The sequence below is a fragment of the Peribacillus frigoritolerans genome (assembly GCF_001636405.1).
Classification (GTDB): domain Bacteria; phylum Bacillota; class Bacilli; order Bacillales; family DSM-1321; genus Peribacillus; species Peribacillus frigoritolerans.
Genome location: NZ_KV440950.1, coordinates 1,682,693 through 1,700,003 on the forward strand (window position 1 = coordinate 1,682,693; position 17,311 = coordinate 1,700,003).

At 43.1% G+C, this 17,311-nt stretch carries 17 protein-coding genes and 1 pseudogene; 17 read left to right on the top strand and 1 reads right to left on the bottom strand.

Going from position 1 to position 17,311, the window contains the following annotated elements; all coding sequences use genetic code 11:
• Positions 1 to 229 precede the first annotated feature (229 nt).
• From A6755_RS08280 to A6755_RS08340, 14 genes are all read left to right on the top strand, one after another.
• Positions 230 to 898 (top strand): YdeI/OmpD-associated family protein, encoded by a 669-nt coding sequence (locus A6755_RS08280; RefSeq protein ID WP_063590409.1) that lies wholly within the window; start codon positions 230 to 232, stop codon positions 896 to 898.
• A gap of 117 nt (positions 899 to 1,015) precedes the next feature.
• Positions 1,016 to 2,026 (top strand): permease, encoded by a 1,011-nt coding sequence (locus A6755_RS08285; protein ID WP_063590410.1) that lies wholly within the window; start codon positions 1,016 to 1,018, stop codon positions 2,024 to 2,026.
• Positions 2,026 to 2,778 (top strand): TIGR03943 family putative permease subunit, encoded by a 753-nt coding sequence (locus A6755_RS08290; protein WP_063590411.1) that lies wholly within the window; start codon positions 2,026 to 2,028, stop codon positions 2,776 to 2,778. The genes A6755_RS08285 and A6755_RS08290 overlap by 1 nt, the downstream gene beginning before the upstream one ends.
• A gap of 192 nt (positions 2,779 to 2,970) precedes the next feature.
• The gene (locus A6755_RS08295; protein ID WP_052137319.1) at positions 2,971 to 3,426 is read left to right on the top strand and encodes an RrF2 family transcriptional regulator; all 456 of its coding nucleotides are present in this window, start codon (positions 2,971 to 2,973) and stop codon (positions 3,424 to 3,426) included.
• Between the two features lie 74 nt (positions 3,427 to 3,500).
• Positions 3,501 to 4,211: a DsbA family oxidoreductase gene (locus tag A6755_RS08300; RefSeq protein ID WP_063590412.1), complete on the top strand. Its 711-nt coding sequence runs from the start codon at positions 3,501 to 3,503 to the stop codon at positions 4,209 to 4,211.
• 135 nt (positions 4,212 to 4,346) lie between these two features.
• Positions 4,347 to 4,628, top strand: coding sequence for a hypothetical protein (locus A6755_RS08305; RefSeq protein ID WP_063590413.1), 282 nt, complete (start codon positions 4,347 to 4,349; stop codon positions 4,626 to 4,628).
• 336 nt (positions 4,629 to 4,964) lie between these two features.
• Positions 4,965 to 5,780 (top strand): uroporphyrinogen-III synthase, encoded by an 816-nt coding sequence (locus tag A6755_RS08310; RefSeq protein WP_057276753.1) that lies wholly within the window; start codon positions 4,965 to 4,967, stop codon positions 5,778 to 5,780.
• A 13-nt stretch (positions 5,781 to 5,793) separates the two neighbouring features.
• Positions 5,794 to 7,239: a uroporphyrinogen-III C-methyltransferase gene (cobA, locus tag A6755_RS08315; RefSeq protein ID WP_063590414.1), complete on the top strand. Its 1,446-nt coding sequence runs from the start codon at positions 5,794 to 5,796 to the stop codon at positions 7,237 to 7,239.
• Between the two features lie 185 nt (positions 7,240 to 7,424).
• A complete protein-coding gene (locus tag A6755_RS27000) occupies positions 7,425 to 7,580 on the top strand; it encodes a hypothetical protein (RefSeq protein ID WP_174878704.1) in 156 nt (51 codons plus the stop codon).
• A 157-nt stretch (positions 7,581 to 7,737) separates the two neighbouring features.
• Positions 7,738 to 8,151 (top strand): DUF4064 domain-containing protein, encoded by a 414-nt coding sequence (locus tag A6755_RS08320; protein ID WP_052137318.1) that lies wholly within the window; start codon positions 7,738 to 7,740, stop codon positions 8,149 to 8,151.
• Positions 8,152 to 8,330: 179 nt separating this feature from the next.
• Positions 8,331 to 10,211, top strand: a complete 1,881-nt coding sequence (locus A6755_RS08325) for an immunoglobulin-like domain-containing protein (protein ID WP_063590415.1) — start codon at positions 8,331 to 8,333, stop codon at positions 10,209 to 10,211.
• 176 nt (positions 10,212 to 10,387) lie between these two features.
• The gene (locus A6755_RS08330; RefSeq protein WP_063590416.1) at positions 10,388 to 10,675 is read left to right on the top strand and encodes a DnaJ family domain-containing protein; all 288 of its coding nucleotides are present in this window, start codon (positions 10,388 to 10,390) and stop codon (positions 10,673 to 10,675) included.
• Between the two features lie 161 nt (positions 10,676 to 10,836).
• Positions 10,837 to 11,418 (top strand): signal peptidase I, encoded by a 582-nt coding sequence (lepB, locus tag A6755_RS08335; protein ID WP_063592491.1) that lies wholly within the window; start codon positions 10,837 to 10,839, stop codon positions 11,416 to 11,418.
• 246 nt (positions 11,419 to 11,664) lie between these two features.
• Complete coding sequence (locus tag A6755_RS08340; RefSeq protein WP_034309313.1) at positions 11,665 to 12,150, top strand: DedA family protein; 486 nt, start codon at positions 11,665 to 11,667, stop codon at positions 12,148 to 12,150.
• A gap of 87 nt (positions 12,151 to 12,237) precedes the next feature.
• Here the strand turns inward: A6755_RS08340 and A6755_RS08345 are convergent.
• Positions 12,238 to 12,971: pseudogene (locus A6755_RS08345) on the bottom strand (SDR family NAD(P)-dependent oxidoreductase).
• A 442-nt stretch (positions 12,972 to 13,413) separates the two neighbouring features.
• Here A6755_RS08345 and A6755_RS08355 point away from each other — a divergent pair.
• The 3 genes from A6755_RS08355 (at position 13,414) to dat (ending at position 17,196) form a co-directional block, all read left to right on the top strand.
• Positions 13,414 to 14,751, top strand: coding sequence for an MATE family efflux transporter (locus A6755_RS08355; protein WP_034309304.1), 1,338 nt, complete (start codon positions 13,414 to 13,416; stop codon positions 14,749 to 14,751).
• A gap of 156 nt (positions 14,752 to 14,907) precedes the next feature.
• Positions 14,908 to 16,320, top strand: coding sequence for a dipeptidase PepV (gene pepV, locus A6755_RS08360; RefSeq protein WP_063590418.1), 1,413 nt, complete (start codon positions 14,908 to 14,910; stop codon positions 16,318 to 16,320).
• Positions 16,321 to 16,341: 21 nt separating this feature from the next.
• On the top strand, positions 16,342 to 17,196 hold the full coding sequence (dat, locus tag A6755_RS08365) for a D-amino-acid transaminase (RefSeq protein ID WP_063590419.1): 855 nt from the start codon (positions 16,342 to 16,344) through the stop codon (positions 17,194 to 17,196).
• The last annotated feature ends 115 nt before the right edge of the window (positions 17,197 to 17,311 follow it).

The window sequence follows — 17,311 nt, forward strand, 5'->3', positions numbered from 1 at the left end:
AAGCTGGCATTCAAAGGGAAAAGAATCTATAGTAGCTGGACATTGGAAATTATTATATCTGAATTATAGCACAGTTAATATTTTCCTAGAAATGTTTATATGAAAAGATACGGAAGGTTTCCACATCGAATTTTGACTTTTTATACTATTTAGGGAAAAGTTATTAACGCAATGGGAAGCTTATAAACTGAACGTAGAAAAAATCAACCAGGATTGGATGGTGAATGGAATGGCTAAAACAATAGTTGAAAAACTGAATTTACATAAATATGAACGGGTGGCAGTCTTGAATCAGCCAGACGGGGCGGATTATTTAGCAGAGCTGCCGGATTACGATACAAAGCTTAATGAAAGTGCCTATGATCTTATATTTGCCTTTGTATTGGATATGGATTCTTTAAAGAGAATCGTGGATAAGGTGATCGATAAAAATCATTTAAGTAAAAACGGCTATATTTTTTTGGCGTACCCCAAGAAGGGGAATAAAGAATATGCTACATATATTCATCGTGATGATCTGATGCAGGGCCTTGGTGCGGATGAAGAAGGGTATGTCGGCTCGAGTGACCTGAAGTTTGCGCGTATGGTTGGGTTGGATGATGTCTTTACGGTAGTCGGACTGAAAGTAGATTCGAAAAATAGAAACCGTCCATCTACCAAAGCAAGCCAATCAGTAGATGATTATATCGGCATGATTTCTGAAATTGAGAACGATTTGCAGGATTCCCCTGATTTGCTTGCGTTCTATCAATCACTTACTCCAGGGTATCGCAAGGATTGGGCCCGTTACGTGTATAGTGCAAAACAAGAGGCGACACAAGTGAAACGACGCCAGGAAATGAAAACGATTATAGGAGAAGGTTACAAGAGCAGGGATCTATATCGAAGGAATAAATGAGAGTGGGGAATGTCTTCCATTCTCTTTTTTTTCTGTTCTGTTCACCCTATCAAAAGCATATACTAGACCGAATCCAAACTTAAATCGTAATAATTATGATTTGCGAGGTGGTTAAATATGCTTTTGAAACGCTACACGGGAAATTTGCTGTTATTGATTCTGCTGTTTTTGCTGCTGGCATTCTTTTTTCTAGGCGATGTGTTCATTCCCAAAGCGATTGATTTCTCGGACTACCCGATGCTTCACTCTGTGTTCGTCGTGTTTTTGGGATTGTTTTTAGAATCGATTCCTTTCCTGTTCCTGGGGGCCATTGCTTCATCATTCATCCAGTTGTTCATCAGTGAAGAAATCATTCAGCGGATGATACCCAAAAGACCCCTGACGGCCATTTTTGCCGCGGTTGCGGCGGCGCTGATCATTCCGGTTTGCGAATGTGCAATCATCCCGGTCGTTCGGAGATTGATTCAAAAGGGTGTCCCGGTCCATGCAGGTGTGGTCCTGCTCGTAACAGCTCCAATATTGAATGTTATCGTGTTCGGCTCAACTTATTATGCGTTCCAAAATAATCCGTCCATTCTATATGGAAGAATCATCCTTTGTGTCCTGACGGCCATAATCGCAGGTTTATTCATTCATATATTCAGCACTAAAGATGTGGTGAAAGAGGACAAGGTGGAACTGGTACAAGGGCATGAACATGATATTCAGTCCAGTAAATGGACAAGCTTCATTGATCATACTTCGCAGGAGTTTTTTATGGTCGGCAGATACTTTATCATCGGGGCCTTGTTTGCCAGTGTATTTCAGGTGTTCATGGATCGGTCCGTAATGGCGGATATTGGTCAGGCGCCAATAAAAGGCACGGCGTTGATGATGGGAATTGCGTTTGTGCTTTCACTCTGCTCATCAGCTGATGCATTCGTAGCGGCCTCCTTTTCCCATAGTTTTCTGCCAGGCTCCATACTGGGTTTCCTTGTATTTGGTCCCATGCTGGATCTGAAAAATGTTTTGATCATGATGTCCTGTTTTAAACGGAGCTTCGTCGTCACGTATGTCCTGCTAATTTTTGCAGTCGTCTTCAGCCTCTGCCTGATTGCAGGCGGATTGATCAGTAAGGGGGGCTTCTGATGAAACGTTTTTTTATCCAAAGACTTGAAGGATTGCTGCTGCTGGGATTGGGCCTCATGATCTTTAAATTGTATGTTTCAGGATATTTAACGAAATTGATCGCACCCAAAATGGTTCCATATGCATTGGCGGCACTTTTTGCTTTTTTAGTGATCAGCCTTCTCCGAATGAAAAAACAAAAACAGGGTGAACAATATTGTGATTGCGGATCGAATGGGGAGTCCTCGGTCCTGAAATATGGTTTGTTCTTCCTTCCGATTCTTCTGGGCTTCATCCTGACCGATTTTACTTTAAGCGGGGAAGTGCTGGCGAAAAGGGGGATGGCAAAGCAGCAGGCACAGATGGTAAGTTCATATGATTCTGGGAAACATGCGAATGGGGAGAGAATCTCCGTAACCGATGATAATTATTTTGAAGTGCTGGATGATTTACTGAACAACCTCGATACGATCGAGGGGAAGGAGATAGAGATTTCGGGGTTCATATACCGTGAGGATACATTCACGAAAAAACAAATGGCCATCTCCCGCCTCTCCATGTCCTGCTGTGTGGTCGATGCGACGTTATACGGTTATATGGTCAACGGGAACGTGGAAGGAATGAAGACGAATGATTGGTATACGATTACAGGGACACTAAAAAAAGGAAGCTATAAAGGGGAACCCGTACCGGTGATCGATTTAAAAGAATCGAAGAAAATAAAGGCACCGGAAGAAGCTTATTTATATGAAAATGTACAAATCATTCAGTAGTATTGAAAAACCCGGCAAAAGGATGTTTTGCCGGGTTTTGGTGCCGAAAGGGTATATTATTTTGCCGAACCCGGAAACGGACGTAAAATCGTGCGCTGCGGGCGGAAAATCGAGAAATGGCGCCATTTGTTCGGGAGCACGTAACATAGTATAATGGCCTTACCATGGATAAGAGTGTAAGGGGGGATAATCTTGTCTTCAAGTAATCGAAACAATCAAATTGGTCCGCCGCGCTTTGCCATTGCCATTCACTCTTTGGTTTGGCTCGCACAAAGCGAAAAGCTCCTGACAAGTTCGGCAATCGCCTTAAAGGTGAAGTCACACGCCACTTTTTTAAGAAGGGTGATGGCACAGCTTGCAGCTGAGGGGATCGTCGAAACAAAGGAAGGAAGGGAAGGCGGTTATAGTCTGAAGGTGCCTGCCTCTCAGCTTACTTTGGCGGATGTGTATCAAGCGGTACGGCCGGAATGTCTTGTTTGTATGGAAACGAGCGAATGCGGTGAAGTCGGGAAGCAGCTGGATACGGCTTTGGAGGAAATCATGAACGAAGCCGAAAAGGAAACATTGCGCCTGCTAAAGGGCTATACATTGGAAGAATTCATGAAAAAAGTCGACTTCACCAATTTTGAAAATGAGTGTCTGGGCTAATATCCTTGCAAGAGGATACCCAGAATTATATAATGTGCTTAATGCGATTGCATTTAAAATGAGGAGGTATTTACATGAAGGTGGAAATTTGGTCGGATTATCAATGTCCGTTTTGTTATATAGGTAAGCGTCGGTTCGAAGAGGCGTTAAAGCAGTTTGAAAATAAAGATCAGGTAGAGGTCTCATTTCGCAGTTTTGAGTTGAACCCAGAGGCTGAGCGGGATATCAATATGACTCAAAATGAAATGCTGGCTAAGAAATACGGCATGTCTCAAGCGCAGGTGGAAGCGAACAGCCAAAACCTGACTCAACAGGCTAAAGAATTGGGACTCGATTATCACTTGGACAAAGTGGTCTTAACGAATTCGTTCGATGCCCACCGCTTGATGCACTTTGCTGAATCAAAAGGTAAAGAGAAAGAAATGAATGAACGATTATTTAAAGCTTACTTTACGGAAGGCAAACATATTGGCGATCACGCTACATTGGCAAGTTTGGCTGAAGAGGTTGGCCTTGAAAAGTCCGAGACGGAGTCCATGCTGGAAGGAACGGCATTCACGGCAGAGGTTAGGGGAAATGAGCAAGAAGGAAGCCTGCTTGGCATAACAGGCGTCCCATTCTTCGTCATTAATCGCAAATATGGAATCTCCGGCGCCCAGCCAACGGAAGCATTCCTCGATACGCTAAAAAAAGTATGGGCTGAGGAAAATCCGCTTACGATCGTGAATGATCCAGCAACAGGCGACGCTTGTACGGACGGTTCTTGTAACGTGACGGAAAAATAAAGAAGATACGAAGAAGGAGACCCGAAGCCGGGGTCTCCTTTTTTTACTTGAAAAGGAAATGTCATGTATGGCAAAGAATATATTGTACAGGATAGATTTTCCAAAAAAATGTCTGAAATGAAAGGAAGTTAAATGATGTATATAATGATTGGAATACTAGTCCTCGTGATTGCGTGTATAGTAATTGCCAAACTGAATTCCTATAAATATTGGACATGTATTTATACAGCATTCGGGAATGAAAATTATTATAAGGCGGTTGCGAAATTGGAAAGGGAAGGGATACCCTTCAAAACGAAAACGCCTATGAATTTAGGCACTGAAAACTTTCAGAATCGCCATGAAACCACTCAATATGATGTTTTTGTAAAAAAAGAACAGGAGCATATTGCCCAAAGGGCGATAAATAAGAATTAACAAAAAGTTAAATCGTGAAAATCGCTGTCCTGATGTGGCAGCTTTATTTTTGGCTAGAAAAGATAGCATGAGGAATTTGAAGCAGGCCATGTTTTGCTTTTTTGGAAACTCACGAGTAAAAGCCCAAAACTCACGAGTATTTGTTCCAAACTCATGAGGGCGGGACTTATGAAAAGCAAAATGCAGTAAACCATCTTTCCACTGAATTTATATAAGATGAAGGAAAGAAAAAGCGTTGTTTTTGATATGGAATCCGTTTTTTATAGTTTCATAGACTGAAAATTTGTATAATGGGTGAGATGGATTTAATTGAATGTACATATAGGAGGGGCATGGATGAGTAAGCTTAATGGCAGGACCGTTGCTTTATTGGGGGCGCGGAAGACGGAAGAACTTAGTAAAATCGTTCAAAATCTTGGGGGAGTCCCGCTTGTTCGCCCGGCACAGGGGACGGTTTTCCTTGATGATTCCCATTTGGAAGAGGATGTCACCCGGTTGATGGCAGGGGAGTTCGATTGGATCATTCTCACGACGGGAGTGGGGACGGAATTATTATATAAAACGGCAGTGAAGATGGAAGCGGGAGAGCGTTTCATAGAGGCTTTGCAGTCTATGAAAATTGCAGCTAGGGGCTATAAAACGGTTAATATGCTGAAAAAGCTTGGCCTGCAGCCATTAATCCGTGATGATGATGGCAGTACGGCAGGGCTTGTTCGCAATCTGGAAGGCCATCTGCCTGGAGGTGTAAAGGTCGCTTTGCAGCTTCACGGCGATCCGGCGCCTCTTTTGATGAATTGGCTGGATGAACAAAAAGTGGAACATAAAGAAATCCTGCCATATGAACATATAGCGCCTGAAAAAGAAACGATGCAGCAGCTGATCCAAGAAATCCTTGAAGGCAAAATCGATTCGGTTGTGTTCACGAGTGCACCCCAGCCGCGAAATTTAATGAGATTTGTCCGTGAACAAGGCGTGGAGGATAAGATAGTCGGCCTGTTTGCAACAGATGTAATTGCTCTTGCGGTCGGAAAGGTAACGGCGCAGGTGGTTATCGATGAAGGGATTGAGCGGGTCATATATCCTGAAGACCAACGGATGGGCAGTGCAATGGTGGAGCTGGTGAAATATTATCAGGGAATGGCAAGCAGATAGGGGTGAGTGCGGCATGACCAAGGGCAAGGTTTATTTTGTTGGTGCAGGTCCGGGTGATGAAGGCCTGATTACCGTAAAAGGCCAAAAAGAGATTGAAAAAGCGGATGTCATTTTATATGATAGATTGCTGAATCCCAAGCTGTTGGAGGCTGCCGCCTTCGATTGTGAATTGATATATTGTGGCAAGACACCTTATGCTACTGGCATCAGCCAAGGGGAAATCAATGAGCTGCTTGTTTCCAAAGCACTGGAAGGGCATCGGGTCGTCCGTTTGAAAGGCGGTGATCCTGCCGTTTTTGGAAGAGTCGGGGAGGAAGCGGAATCGTTGAAAGATGAGGGAATCCCATTCGAAGTCATTCCGGGGGTTACGTCCAGCATTGCTGCATCCATGTACGCAGGAGTTCCCGTCACACATCGGGATTACGGACGTTCCTTTGCGATGGTGACGGGCCATGACCAAACGAAGAAGGATATAGATTGGAATGGGCTTGTGAGTATAGATACGGTTGCCTTTTATATGGGTGTGGCCAACCTTCCGTCTATCCGCAAAAATTTGATAAATCATGGAAAGCCGGGGAATACACCGGCACTCGTCATTCAATGGGGCACTTATGGAAGACAGGAAAGTGTCGAGGGGACCTTGGATGATATCGTCGAACGGGTACGTGGAAGGTCGCTTGGCAATCCTGCAATCACCTTGGTCGGGGATATCATTTCATTAAGGGGAAAACTGCAATGGTTCGAAAGGAAGCCGCTTTATGGACAACGGTTTTTAGTGGCCCGGACGGGGACGGCAAAGAGTCCCTTGGCGGAAGCCCTGTATGAACTTGGCGGGGAAGTCATCGAGTTTCCTAAATGGAATGCGGAAAAAGTGAAAATAGAAGAAAGTCAGCTGCTCGCTTTTCTTTCATATGATCGAATTCTCTTCACTTCGCCTGAAAGTGTCCATGGATTCTTGGATTCACTCACTGAACAAGCTATTGATTTCCGCCGGATTTCTTCTAAACTATATGTGTTATCAAGGAAATCGAAAAAGGCTTTGCAGCAACGGGGTCTGACGGCCGAGCTCAAATCCGGGATGCCGGAAGCCGGAACACTGTTAGTTGTTGGAGATCGAAACAGGGATCTTAGAGATCCGGCACATGGGGACGGAGACTATATTCAATCAATCGCTAAATTTGTCGATGAAAGATTCCTTGAAATCTTTCCGAGAATGCTTGATGGGAAACCTGTAGGAACGGTACTATTTTCAAACCGGCATTCAGTCGATATGCTGATGCAATATGGGAACAAGGCAAACGTGGATGTTGAAGCGCTGCTAAAACAAGCCTCCATCGGGGTGATCGGGGAAAGTACCGGCAATAGACTTCAAGACTATGGATTTACATCTGATATGATGCCGAAAGAACCGTCTGCCGAACAATTGGTGGATTTGATCGTGAATAGGAATGTTTTTTAGGCTCTGATAAAAACAGAGTCTATTTCCTTTGGGGGGCTTCGTTATTCACCCTCTATTAATATTGTGGGCGTTCAGTGTTAGGGCCAATCGTGTTATCATTTAATTACGGGACATCACGGAGTACGAAAAGCCCTCACTTACTGCTTTTATTGGCCGGAATTCATTCAAGGACAGAAGGTGACTTCATGTTTAATATTGGCGATATTTTATGGCAATTATTCTACCTTGCCCTACTTGTTCTGTTATTCGTTATGGTTGTGAAGGCGGTCCGTTTCTTTATAAAGCATATGACAAAAATGAATAACCTGGATAATAAAGAGATGAATTACATGAACGATTGAAAAAGAAGGATGAATGAAGGCAAGGCAGGGGGAGTTAAAGGATTTGGACGAATTCACCAAATTTACACTCAATTTTGAGGAGTAAGGAATAAAAGTCTTTTATTCCTTCACAGATTGGGTATTATATATACGTGACTTTTCCAGGGAGGCGAAGTAAATGAAACGGACATGGGAATACGCATTAAGTATCATAGGCGTGAGTATCGCTGCGATTTTTTTAATCGTGACGATCATATCGGCCGTCTATCTCAACAGTATCGATTTGAAAGAAATGGTGGACAACTCATTAATGACAGATTCTCAGGAGTTTTCCTCATCTGAGATAGATATGTCAGTCAAATTTTTCATGGGCTTATTATGGGCTGGGATCATATCTCTGTTCATTGCCTTGGCAGGCGGTTTGATCGCTATCTTTCTATTAAAGGGCGGCAAGGCGAAGGGAGCCGGAATCTTATTGATCATTACGGGCATTCTGACGATTTTTCATGTTTGGCCGCTTATCTTCTTCATCATACCGGGTATCATGTGCCTTGTAAGGAAGCCGAGAGAAACGGTGGAAGTGATCGAATGATCCGGCATCATACATAGTTTTGAGATTTGAAAACAAAGGAGCTTTCCCGATAATGCGGGTAAGCTCCTTTTATGCTGCAAGGATATTTGAGGAGGAAATACCCTATTATACCTGAAATCACCAGTCTATCATGTTACTATTATTATAGATTTAAATATAAATAGACTGGAGTTCGATCGATGAAGATACCTTTAATGAAGATTGGGGCTTTGACCTGTTTAACACTCGGTTTGTTCAATGGACAGGCTTTTGCGGAGTCTGGAATAACCAATGCGTGTTCATCATTCGGTGAGGTTCAACCCAATGAAAATCCTTCACATAAGCAGATCAATTGCTTACTGACGAATGCGGCAATAGAGGCTGAAATCCCCCCTGAAGTGGTAAAAGCGGTGGCTACGCAGGAAAACGGGGATTGGAGGCAATTTAATGAGGATGGTAAACCGATTATATCCGACGATGGCGGCATCGGTCTAATGCAGCTTACCAATAAAAGTGGGTATGACCAGAAAAAGCTGGAAAATGATATAGTCTACAATATCGGGGCAGGCGTCGAGGTCCTGAGTGGCATGTATTCAAGAAGGGATTTACCCAAGATCAAAGGTGCAGGGCGCAGGGGCATCGAAAATTGGTATTTCCCTGTCATGGCTTACAATGGGACAAAACCGGTGAACAGTCCTCTTTACCAGGAAAACGGGAAAATAAATGTGAATGCGTACCAAGAGGAAGTTTTTGCTGAGATAGAAAACCAAAGTTATTTGAATGATACGAAACTGGCAAAATATCCATTCAAAACTTCTGACTTTCAATATGATCGGAACAGCACGGAAAATATCGTCTTTAAAAATCTTGAATACACCCTGACAGATCAAACGCATGACTCTGTTTATTGGTTCAGGGCAGGAGACAAAGTGGTGACGACATCGAGCGCGAATATCAGGAAAGATATAACCACTACGGAAGGTGCAGTAACTGTTCCGCCAAATAAAAGCTTGATCATTACAGGGGATTTTGACTATCACGAGTCTAAGGGAAATAAATTTGTCTTTTACCCCGTACAAACGGCAGACAAGAGTATTAAGGGGTATGTTTCATCAGCTTACATCTCCAATCGGCCACCGATTGTCAAGGATACGAATAAGCCTGTGATTTCAGGGACTGCCGGTAAATCAATTCCATTCAACTCAACTTTCAATCCTAAAACCGGCGTAAAGGCGAAGGATGATAAAGATGGTGACTTAACGAATGTCATCCGAGTTGAAGGTAAGGTCGATACCAAGAAAGTGGGCACCTATAATTTGACTTATACGGTAGCTGACAAAGCTGGGAATGTTTCCAAGGTCACAAGGAAAATAACCGTTTATGATCAAGTCAAGCCTGTGATTTCAGGTGCCGGGAACAAAACCATCAAACTTAATTCTTCATTCAATCCAAAAACAAACGTGAGTGCGAAGGATAATGCCGATGGAAATTTGACTAGTAAAATCAAAGTGACGGGTACAGTCAATACGAAGAAAAAGGGGACCTATACATTAAAGTATGCGGTCACAGATTCATCGAAAAATGCGGCGACAGTCACAAGAAAGATCACGATAGATGGCACCAAGCCAGTCATCTCGGGAGCCAATAGTAAAACCGTTGGCTATTATTCGACATTCAGCCCTAAATCGGGCGTATCAGCGAAAGATAACCTGGATGGCAACATGACAAGTAAAATAAAGGTGACAGGTACGGTGAATACAAAGAAAAAAGGTACGTATACATTAAAGTATACAATCACTGATTCATCGAAAAATACTGCAACAGTCACAAGAAAGATCACGGTAGACAGCACAAAGCCGGTCATTTCCGGTGCCAAGAGCAAAACCATTGCCTATAACTCGACATTCAATCCTAAATCAGGTGTATCCGCAAAAGATAATCTTGATGGAAGCTTAACAAGTAAGATCAAAATAACAGGGACTGTGAATACGAAGAAAAAAGGCACCTATACATTGACTTACACAGTTACGGATAAATCGAAGAACAAGGCGGAAGTAAAAAGGGAAATCACCGTTAAATAGAAGGCCAACAAGGATTCCCTGAATAGGGGAATCCTTTTTTGATGCCTGAATTTGTTTGGCTGAAAGATAGGCATATATAATAGTAGAAAGTGTCCCCCAAGGGTGGAGTCGGTATTGATAAAAATGTTATAATTGTAAAAACATGTAATCGCAAGTGGTCTGAAGGGGGATTGTTTATGGGCAAAGAACACGGACATGTGAACTGGATGGATCAGATTTTCAAGGAATATGAAAGAGAAGGCGGGCTGAAGAATAATCCTGGCTTTGGTAAACCGCTTCCGGAGTCGGCGCTTTCGGGAAATATATACGACAACTTCTTGACGAAAGCCAAGGATGCCGGCTTCCTTCCGCTGTGGATAAAATGGCAAAAAGAAATTCGCGAAGAGCTAGCCGAATTGGTTCGATTGAAAAAAATGAATGGAACTGAATCTGAATTAATGAAACGAATGGGTGAAATAAAGTGAGAAAGTCCGTACATATAATGCGATTTGTCCAACCAAAATGCAGCGCAGGGAAATAGAGTTGGAAAGCATGGAAATCCAGTATGAAAAATGGAAGTAAATGATAATGTGTAAAATGTGGGTATTTGTATGACGTGATCATGAAAGGATTATGTTATAATGGCATGAATAAAAAACAGAGAGAGGGACTTCGATTGGAAAAAAGAAAAGAAGTTTTTTCATGGATAAAAGCGATATTGATTGCAGTCATTCTAGCTTTTTTAATTCGAACGTATATTTTTGCACCGATTGTCGTGGATGGTGAGTCAATGATGCCGACTCTGCAAGACCACGAAAGAATTGTTCTTACCAAGTTTGGAACGAATATCGATAATATAGACCGGTTTGATATTGTCGTATTTCATGCAACGGTAGATAAAGATTATATAAAAAGGGTTATCGGTCTGCCAGGTGACCATATTGAATATAAAGACGATACGCTTTATATTAATGGGAAAGTTTATGAAGAACCATACTTGGACAAATATAAGAATCAGATGGCATCAGGAGTGCCGCTGACTGAATCCTTCAAGCTCGAAGATATTACAGGCAGCATGACAGTGCCGGAAGGCCAGTTGTTCCTTATGGGGGACAATCGCCAAAACAGTTTGGATAGCCGTGAAATTGGCACGATTTCCGACGAAGAAATCGTGGGCAAGGCAAATCTAGTGTATTGGCCGATCAATGAAATAAAGATTGTGAAATAAGAAGAAGCGGACTCAGGTATCGAGTCCGCTTTTATTGTTGCCGATTTTCATCCTTAATGAGGAAACTGCCATACAGGTATTTCAACAAAAAACGTGTCCATTCTTCTTTTTTTCTATTTTTTTTGTGAAAATCAACTCATTTGGGTTAAATTAGGTTATCCTATTAAAAAGAAGTAATCACGTTACCCAGGCCCGCATAAGAAAATGGATTACTTTAATAAAGGGTGCTGAGATGGAGTACTTTAGATGGATATAGTAAAAGATTTAATATCAAACTATGGTTATTTTGCGATATATGGATTGTTGGCGATTGGGATTATTGGCTTGCCGGTACCTGATGAGTTCATGATGACTTTTGTCGGCTATTTGTCATCCATTTCCGTTTTGAATGTCCAGGGGGCATTCCTTGTCAGTTTCCTTGGCTCGATATCCGGGATGCTTGTCAGTTATTTCATCGGGAAAAAGGTGGGGAAGCCTTTTTTGAGGAAGCATGGCAAGTGGATCAAAATGACCCCCGCGAGGTTGGAAAAATTGGAGAAATGGTTCAATAAATACGGTCCATGGACGATTATCATCGCCTATTTCATTCCAGGAGTCCGTCACTTCGCCAGTTACATTTCCGGTATGAATGGAATGGGGAAACGAAAGTATTTTATCTTTGCAGGAGCAGGGGCATTCAGCTGGTGTTTGGTATTTACGACTTTTGGCTATTTCATCGGTGTGTTAACTTAACTCATTACAACTTACAAAAATTTCTTTATTGAATCAGAAAATCCCGTTTCTGAGTTTTAGAAACGGGATTTTCCATTTCTGCTTTAATTATTGAGCGGAGTATCCGCCGTCGATGACAAGCTCGGAACCAGTTACGTATGAAGCTTCATCGGATGCTAGATAAAGCACGGCATTTGCAATATCCGCCGGCTGACCCAAACGTTGTAATGGAGTGGCCTTGATCATTTGGTTCACTAACTCTTTTGATTCTTCTAATTTTTGAGTCATCGGTGTTTCGATGGTACCAGGGAATACGGCATTGACACGGACGCCCATGCGGCCATATTGCGTTGCGGCAGCCTTGGAAATGGCACGTACGGCACCTTTTGAAGCTGAATAAGAGTTTAAGCCCATTCCGATTTGAGCTGTAAAGGAAGAAATGTTTACAACTGCGCCTTTACCTTCTTTAGCCATGTGAGGAACCACGTGTTTCATTCCAAGGAATGGTCCAAATCCATTGATGCCTAACATTAGCTGCCAATCGGCCAATGTCGTATCGTTAATGCCTTTTTCCGTTGAGATACCGGCATTGTTTACCAAAATGTCGATTTGGCCAAATTTAGCGATAACTTCATCCGTCACCTTTTCCAACTTTCGTCTGAAGATACATCAAGTACAGTACCATGGACGTTATCAAGTTCATTCACGGCAGCTACAGCTTTTTCATTGATATCGGCAGCAATGACTTGTGCTCCTTCTTTTGTGAATAGGTCTACCATTTCCCTGCCCATACCAGATGCTCCGCCAGTGATAATGGCTACTTTATCAGTCAATCTTCCCATCATGATCACTCCTGATTAGTTGTTATAACAATGAATATATATTCAAGCATAGTTCAAAAGGTATATTATCAACGAGCAATACTATAACTCATTCAAGAATCCGTCAAGCATTTTATTTTCCGTCTTGCGAAATGCCTTTTTCTTGCTGGATAAAAATGTACTTCCCATAACCCCTGCGGGTTGAAAGCGATATCAATCTTTCAATCTTCAAAATTTGATACGTAAATGATCCAGATTTAAAATGGCTTTTACCCGTTCTATTTGAAACGTTCCACAAGTAATCTTGTAGAGGCATCTCTTGCATGTTGGGGAGCACCATATGTACAATTCTAGTGATTAAAATTAAATACTGCAATCTTTTTGTACTTTGAATACAAAATTTTATAACGATATTCCAATTCTAACTGTTCAGAACTTTTATGTACATAGGAGGTCACATTTTATGAATAACAGAGTATATCTTTCCTTGGCCATCCCGCTTACGATTTCGACGATGAGTACGCCCTTGCTCGGTGCGGTCGATACGGCTGTGGTTGGAAAGTTGAGTGATCCCGCTTATATTGGCGGGGTGGCTGTCGGAACGATAATTTTCAATACGATGTATTGGCTTTTTGGTTTTCTTCGGGTCAGTACATCTGCCTTCGCTGCACAAGCGGAAGGGGCAAGGGATGAAAAGCAAACCCTGATGGCCTTGATTCGGCCTTTTTTCATTGCAGCGATCATCGGTCTGCTTTTTATCGTGATCCAAAAGCCCATTTTGAATGTATCGTTAGGCGCAATCGGTCCGGAATCGGACGTTTCCGCCTTTGCCGCAGATTATTTCGGCATCAGGATATGGGGCGCACCTTTTGCTCTATTGAATTATGTCATCTTAGGCTGGTTAATGGGGAAATCGAGGATAAAAACGTCCTTGTTCATTCAAGTTTTCATGAACGTGATGAATATAATCTTATGCCTCGTTTTCGTTAATGGTTTTTCATGGTCTGTATCAGGGGTTGCTGCCGCTACACTGATATCAGAGATTTCCGCTTTTTTACTGGGCTTGTGGGTCATCAGGAAAGCGGTTAACGTACCCGATTCTTTTTCATTCCGGGAGGGGTTCGATCGGGCTTCCCTGAAAAAAATGATGGTGGTCAACAGGGATTTATTCATCAGGACCATTTGCCTGATCACGGTTTTCAATCTTTTTACGGCCAAGGGAGCGACTTTCGGGACAGAGACCCTGGCGGCCAATGCCGTACTCATTCAAATCCATTACCTGATGGCCTATTGCTTTGATGGCTTCGCGAACGCGTCCAGTCTCCTGGTCGGGAAGGCGATTGGTTCGAGAGATATAAACCTTTATAAAAAAACACTCTCACTATCGGCGCGGTGGGGCTTGTATGCCGCGTTCATACTTGCCGCATCTTACTATCTTTTCAGCGATGAGGTCATTCTCTTATTCACGGATATTCCCGGCGTCATCGAATTGGCCCATGAATATGGACTTTGGATAGTCCTATTCCCATTCAGTGCCTTTATCGGACTCATTTTTTATGGAGTGTTTACCGGTGCGACTGAAGCCGTTCCCGTAAGGAACTCGATGCTTCTGGCACTGATGGCTTTTTTAATAGTCCAGTTCGCAGCAGTCAGCAATCATGGCAATCATGGTTTATGGCTTGCATTCCTGGCTTTCAGTTTAGGACGTTCTTTGTTTTTAGCATTATATATCCCAAGATTGAACAGAAAAGTAACAGAGTTAATGAATGACGATAGTCTAATGAAATCATCCTCTTTTTAATAAAAGAGGGTGTTTTTTTATTTTTGTAAGGAAATTTATCGGTAGTTTGATGTTAGCAATAATGCGGGAATACGAAGAATAGGTAGCAAGGCTTGGCGAATGTGGTAGTAAAAGTGATAAAATGAAAAATATATATAAAAGAGGAGTTGTCATATTTTGAGTGAATTGAATTGGCGAGAAGAAGTTGAAAAACGGAAAATGGACTTATTGCTGGACACACAAAACTTATTGAAAATAAAAAGTGTACTTGATGAAGAACATCCGACAGAGGAGGCCCCACTCGGTAAAGGGGTGAAGGAAGCGCTTGATTTCATGCTTCAATTAGGCGAAAAAGACGGTTTTACTGTGAAAAATGTCGATAATGTCGCTGGTCATATCGAAATGGGGGAAGGCGAGGAGTTAATCGGGATTTTATGCCATGTCGACGTGGTACCTGAGGGAGATGGCTGGAGTTCGGATCCGTTTGGCGCTGAAATCCGCAATGGCCGCATATACGCCCGCGGGGCAATCGATGATAAAGGGCCAACGATGGCTGCCTATCATGCGATGAAGCTGGTCCGGGAGCTAGGAGAACCTTTGAACAAACGTGTGAGGATGATCATTGGAACCGATGAAGAATCGAACTGGCGCTGCGTTGACCGGTACTTTGAAGTGGAGGAAATGCCTTCGATCGGCTTCGCACCAGATGCTGACTTCCCGATCATCAGTGCGGAAAAAGGAATCTGGGATTTCTCGGTTATCCATCCTGCCGATGCAGGAAATGGCACGAACTCAGACGTGAATGTCATCGAGTTTTCTTCAGGTCGAAGGACGAATATGGTACCGGATTTTGCGACGGCTGTTGTGGAAGCGGACAACACTGCTGAAGTGGCGGCAAACTATCAGGATTATTTGCAAAAGTACTCATTGGAGGGGCAAGCCGTTCCGCAAAAAAATCAAGTGCTGCTTGAAATGAATGGTATCTCGGCACACGCGATGGAACCGAACAACGGAAGGAATGCAGGTCTGCATTTAGCCGTATTTTTAGCTGATCTCACTCTTGATCCGCATGCGAAAGCCTACTTCACTTTCATCAAGGACCGTTTGTTCGAAGATTCCCGCGGAAATAATTTAGGTGTGGCGTATTCGGATGAGCAAACAGGAGAATTGACGATAAATGCCGGCGTTTTCAATTATTCTAAACAAGGCGACAGCTCAATCGGTTTCAGCATGCGTTATCCGGTCACGTTTGAGTGGGAACAGCAAAAGGCGGCGCTGGAAGAAAGGCTTGCGGCATATAATTTGAAAGTGAAGACCAATTCGCATTCAACTCCCCATTATGTGGACAGTGAAAGCTTCTTGATCAAGACGTTGCAGGAAGTGTATGAAGCGGAGACAGGTGATAAAGCCGAGCTTCTTTCGATTGGCGGCGGCACATATGCCCGTTCATTGAAAGAAGGCGTTGCATTTGGCCCGCTTTTCCCAGGCAGCGAAGATATTGCGCATCAGAAAGATGAATATATTGATATTGAGGATATGCTTAAGGCTACGTCCATTTATGCACGTGCCATTCATGAATTGGCTAAATAAGAGGCAAAGAGGGAGAAAGACATGGGAAAAATCATTTTTAACGGCGACCTTAAAAGCAGGTCCGAAGTAAAGGTAGATATTGAAGACCGGGGATATCAATTCGGTGATGGCGTCTATGAAGTCATTCGGGTTTATAATGGCGAATTATTTACGGAGGATATGCATCTGAACCGGCTGATGGACAGTGCGAAGTTGATTCAGATGAAAGTTCCCTTTACCATAGCGGAAATCAAAACCCGCATGAAAGAGCTGATCGCTGAAAATCAACTGAAGGACGGTATCGTCTATATGCAGCTGACAAGAGGAGTATCTGCGCGTACACACTCTTTTCCAACTGCAGAGGTGGAACCGGTCTTTGTCGCCTATACAAAAGAAATGCCTTATACAGGCAAAATGAAGCCAGGGGTCAATGCTGTTACCACCGAAGATATACGCTGGCTGCGCTGTAATATCAAGAGTTTAAATCTACTGGGAAATATAATGGCTAAACAGCAAGCGGTGGAAGCCGGCTGTGATGAAGCGATCCAGCATCGTGATGGTACGGTGACGGAGGGAAGTTCGTCAAATGTCTCAATCGTGGTGGATGGTCAACTTAAAACGCATCCGGCCACAAACTTGATCCTGAATGGAATTACCCGTCAGGTGATGCTGAAGCTTTGCGCTGATCATGGGATTCCCTATGTCGAAGAAGCCTTTACGGTCGTGGACATGATGGCAGCCGATGAAGTTCTTTATACAAGCACTAGCGTCGAAGTGACACCAATTATAAATATCGATGGCCAATCGATTGCAGCCGGGGAACCCGGTCCGGTAACTCAAAGACTGCAGAAACTGTTTTCCGAGGAAATCGAGAAGCAATGCGGTTCCATTAAATAGAGGAATGCCCCTTTGCCACTAATGGCAAGGGGGTTTTTTTATCTGATTAGCCGGAAGCGAGATGGCCTTCCCCGAATCCCCGATCACGTTAATTACATCGATAGGCAATCCTCCC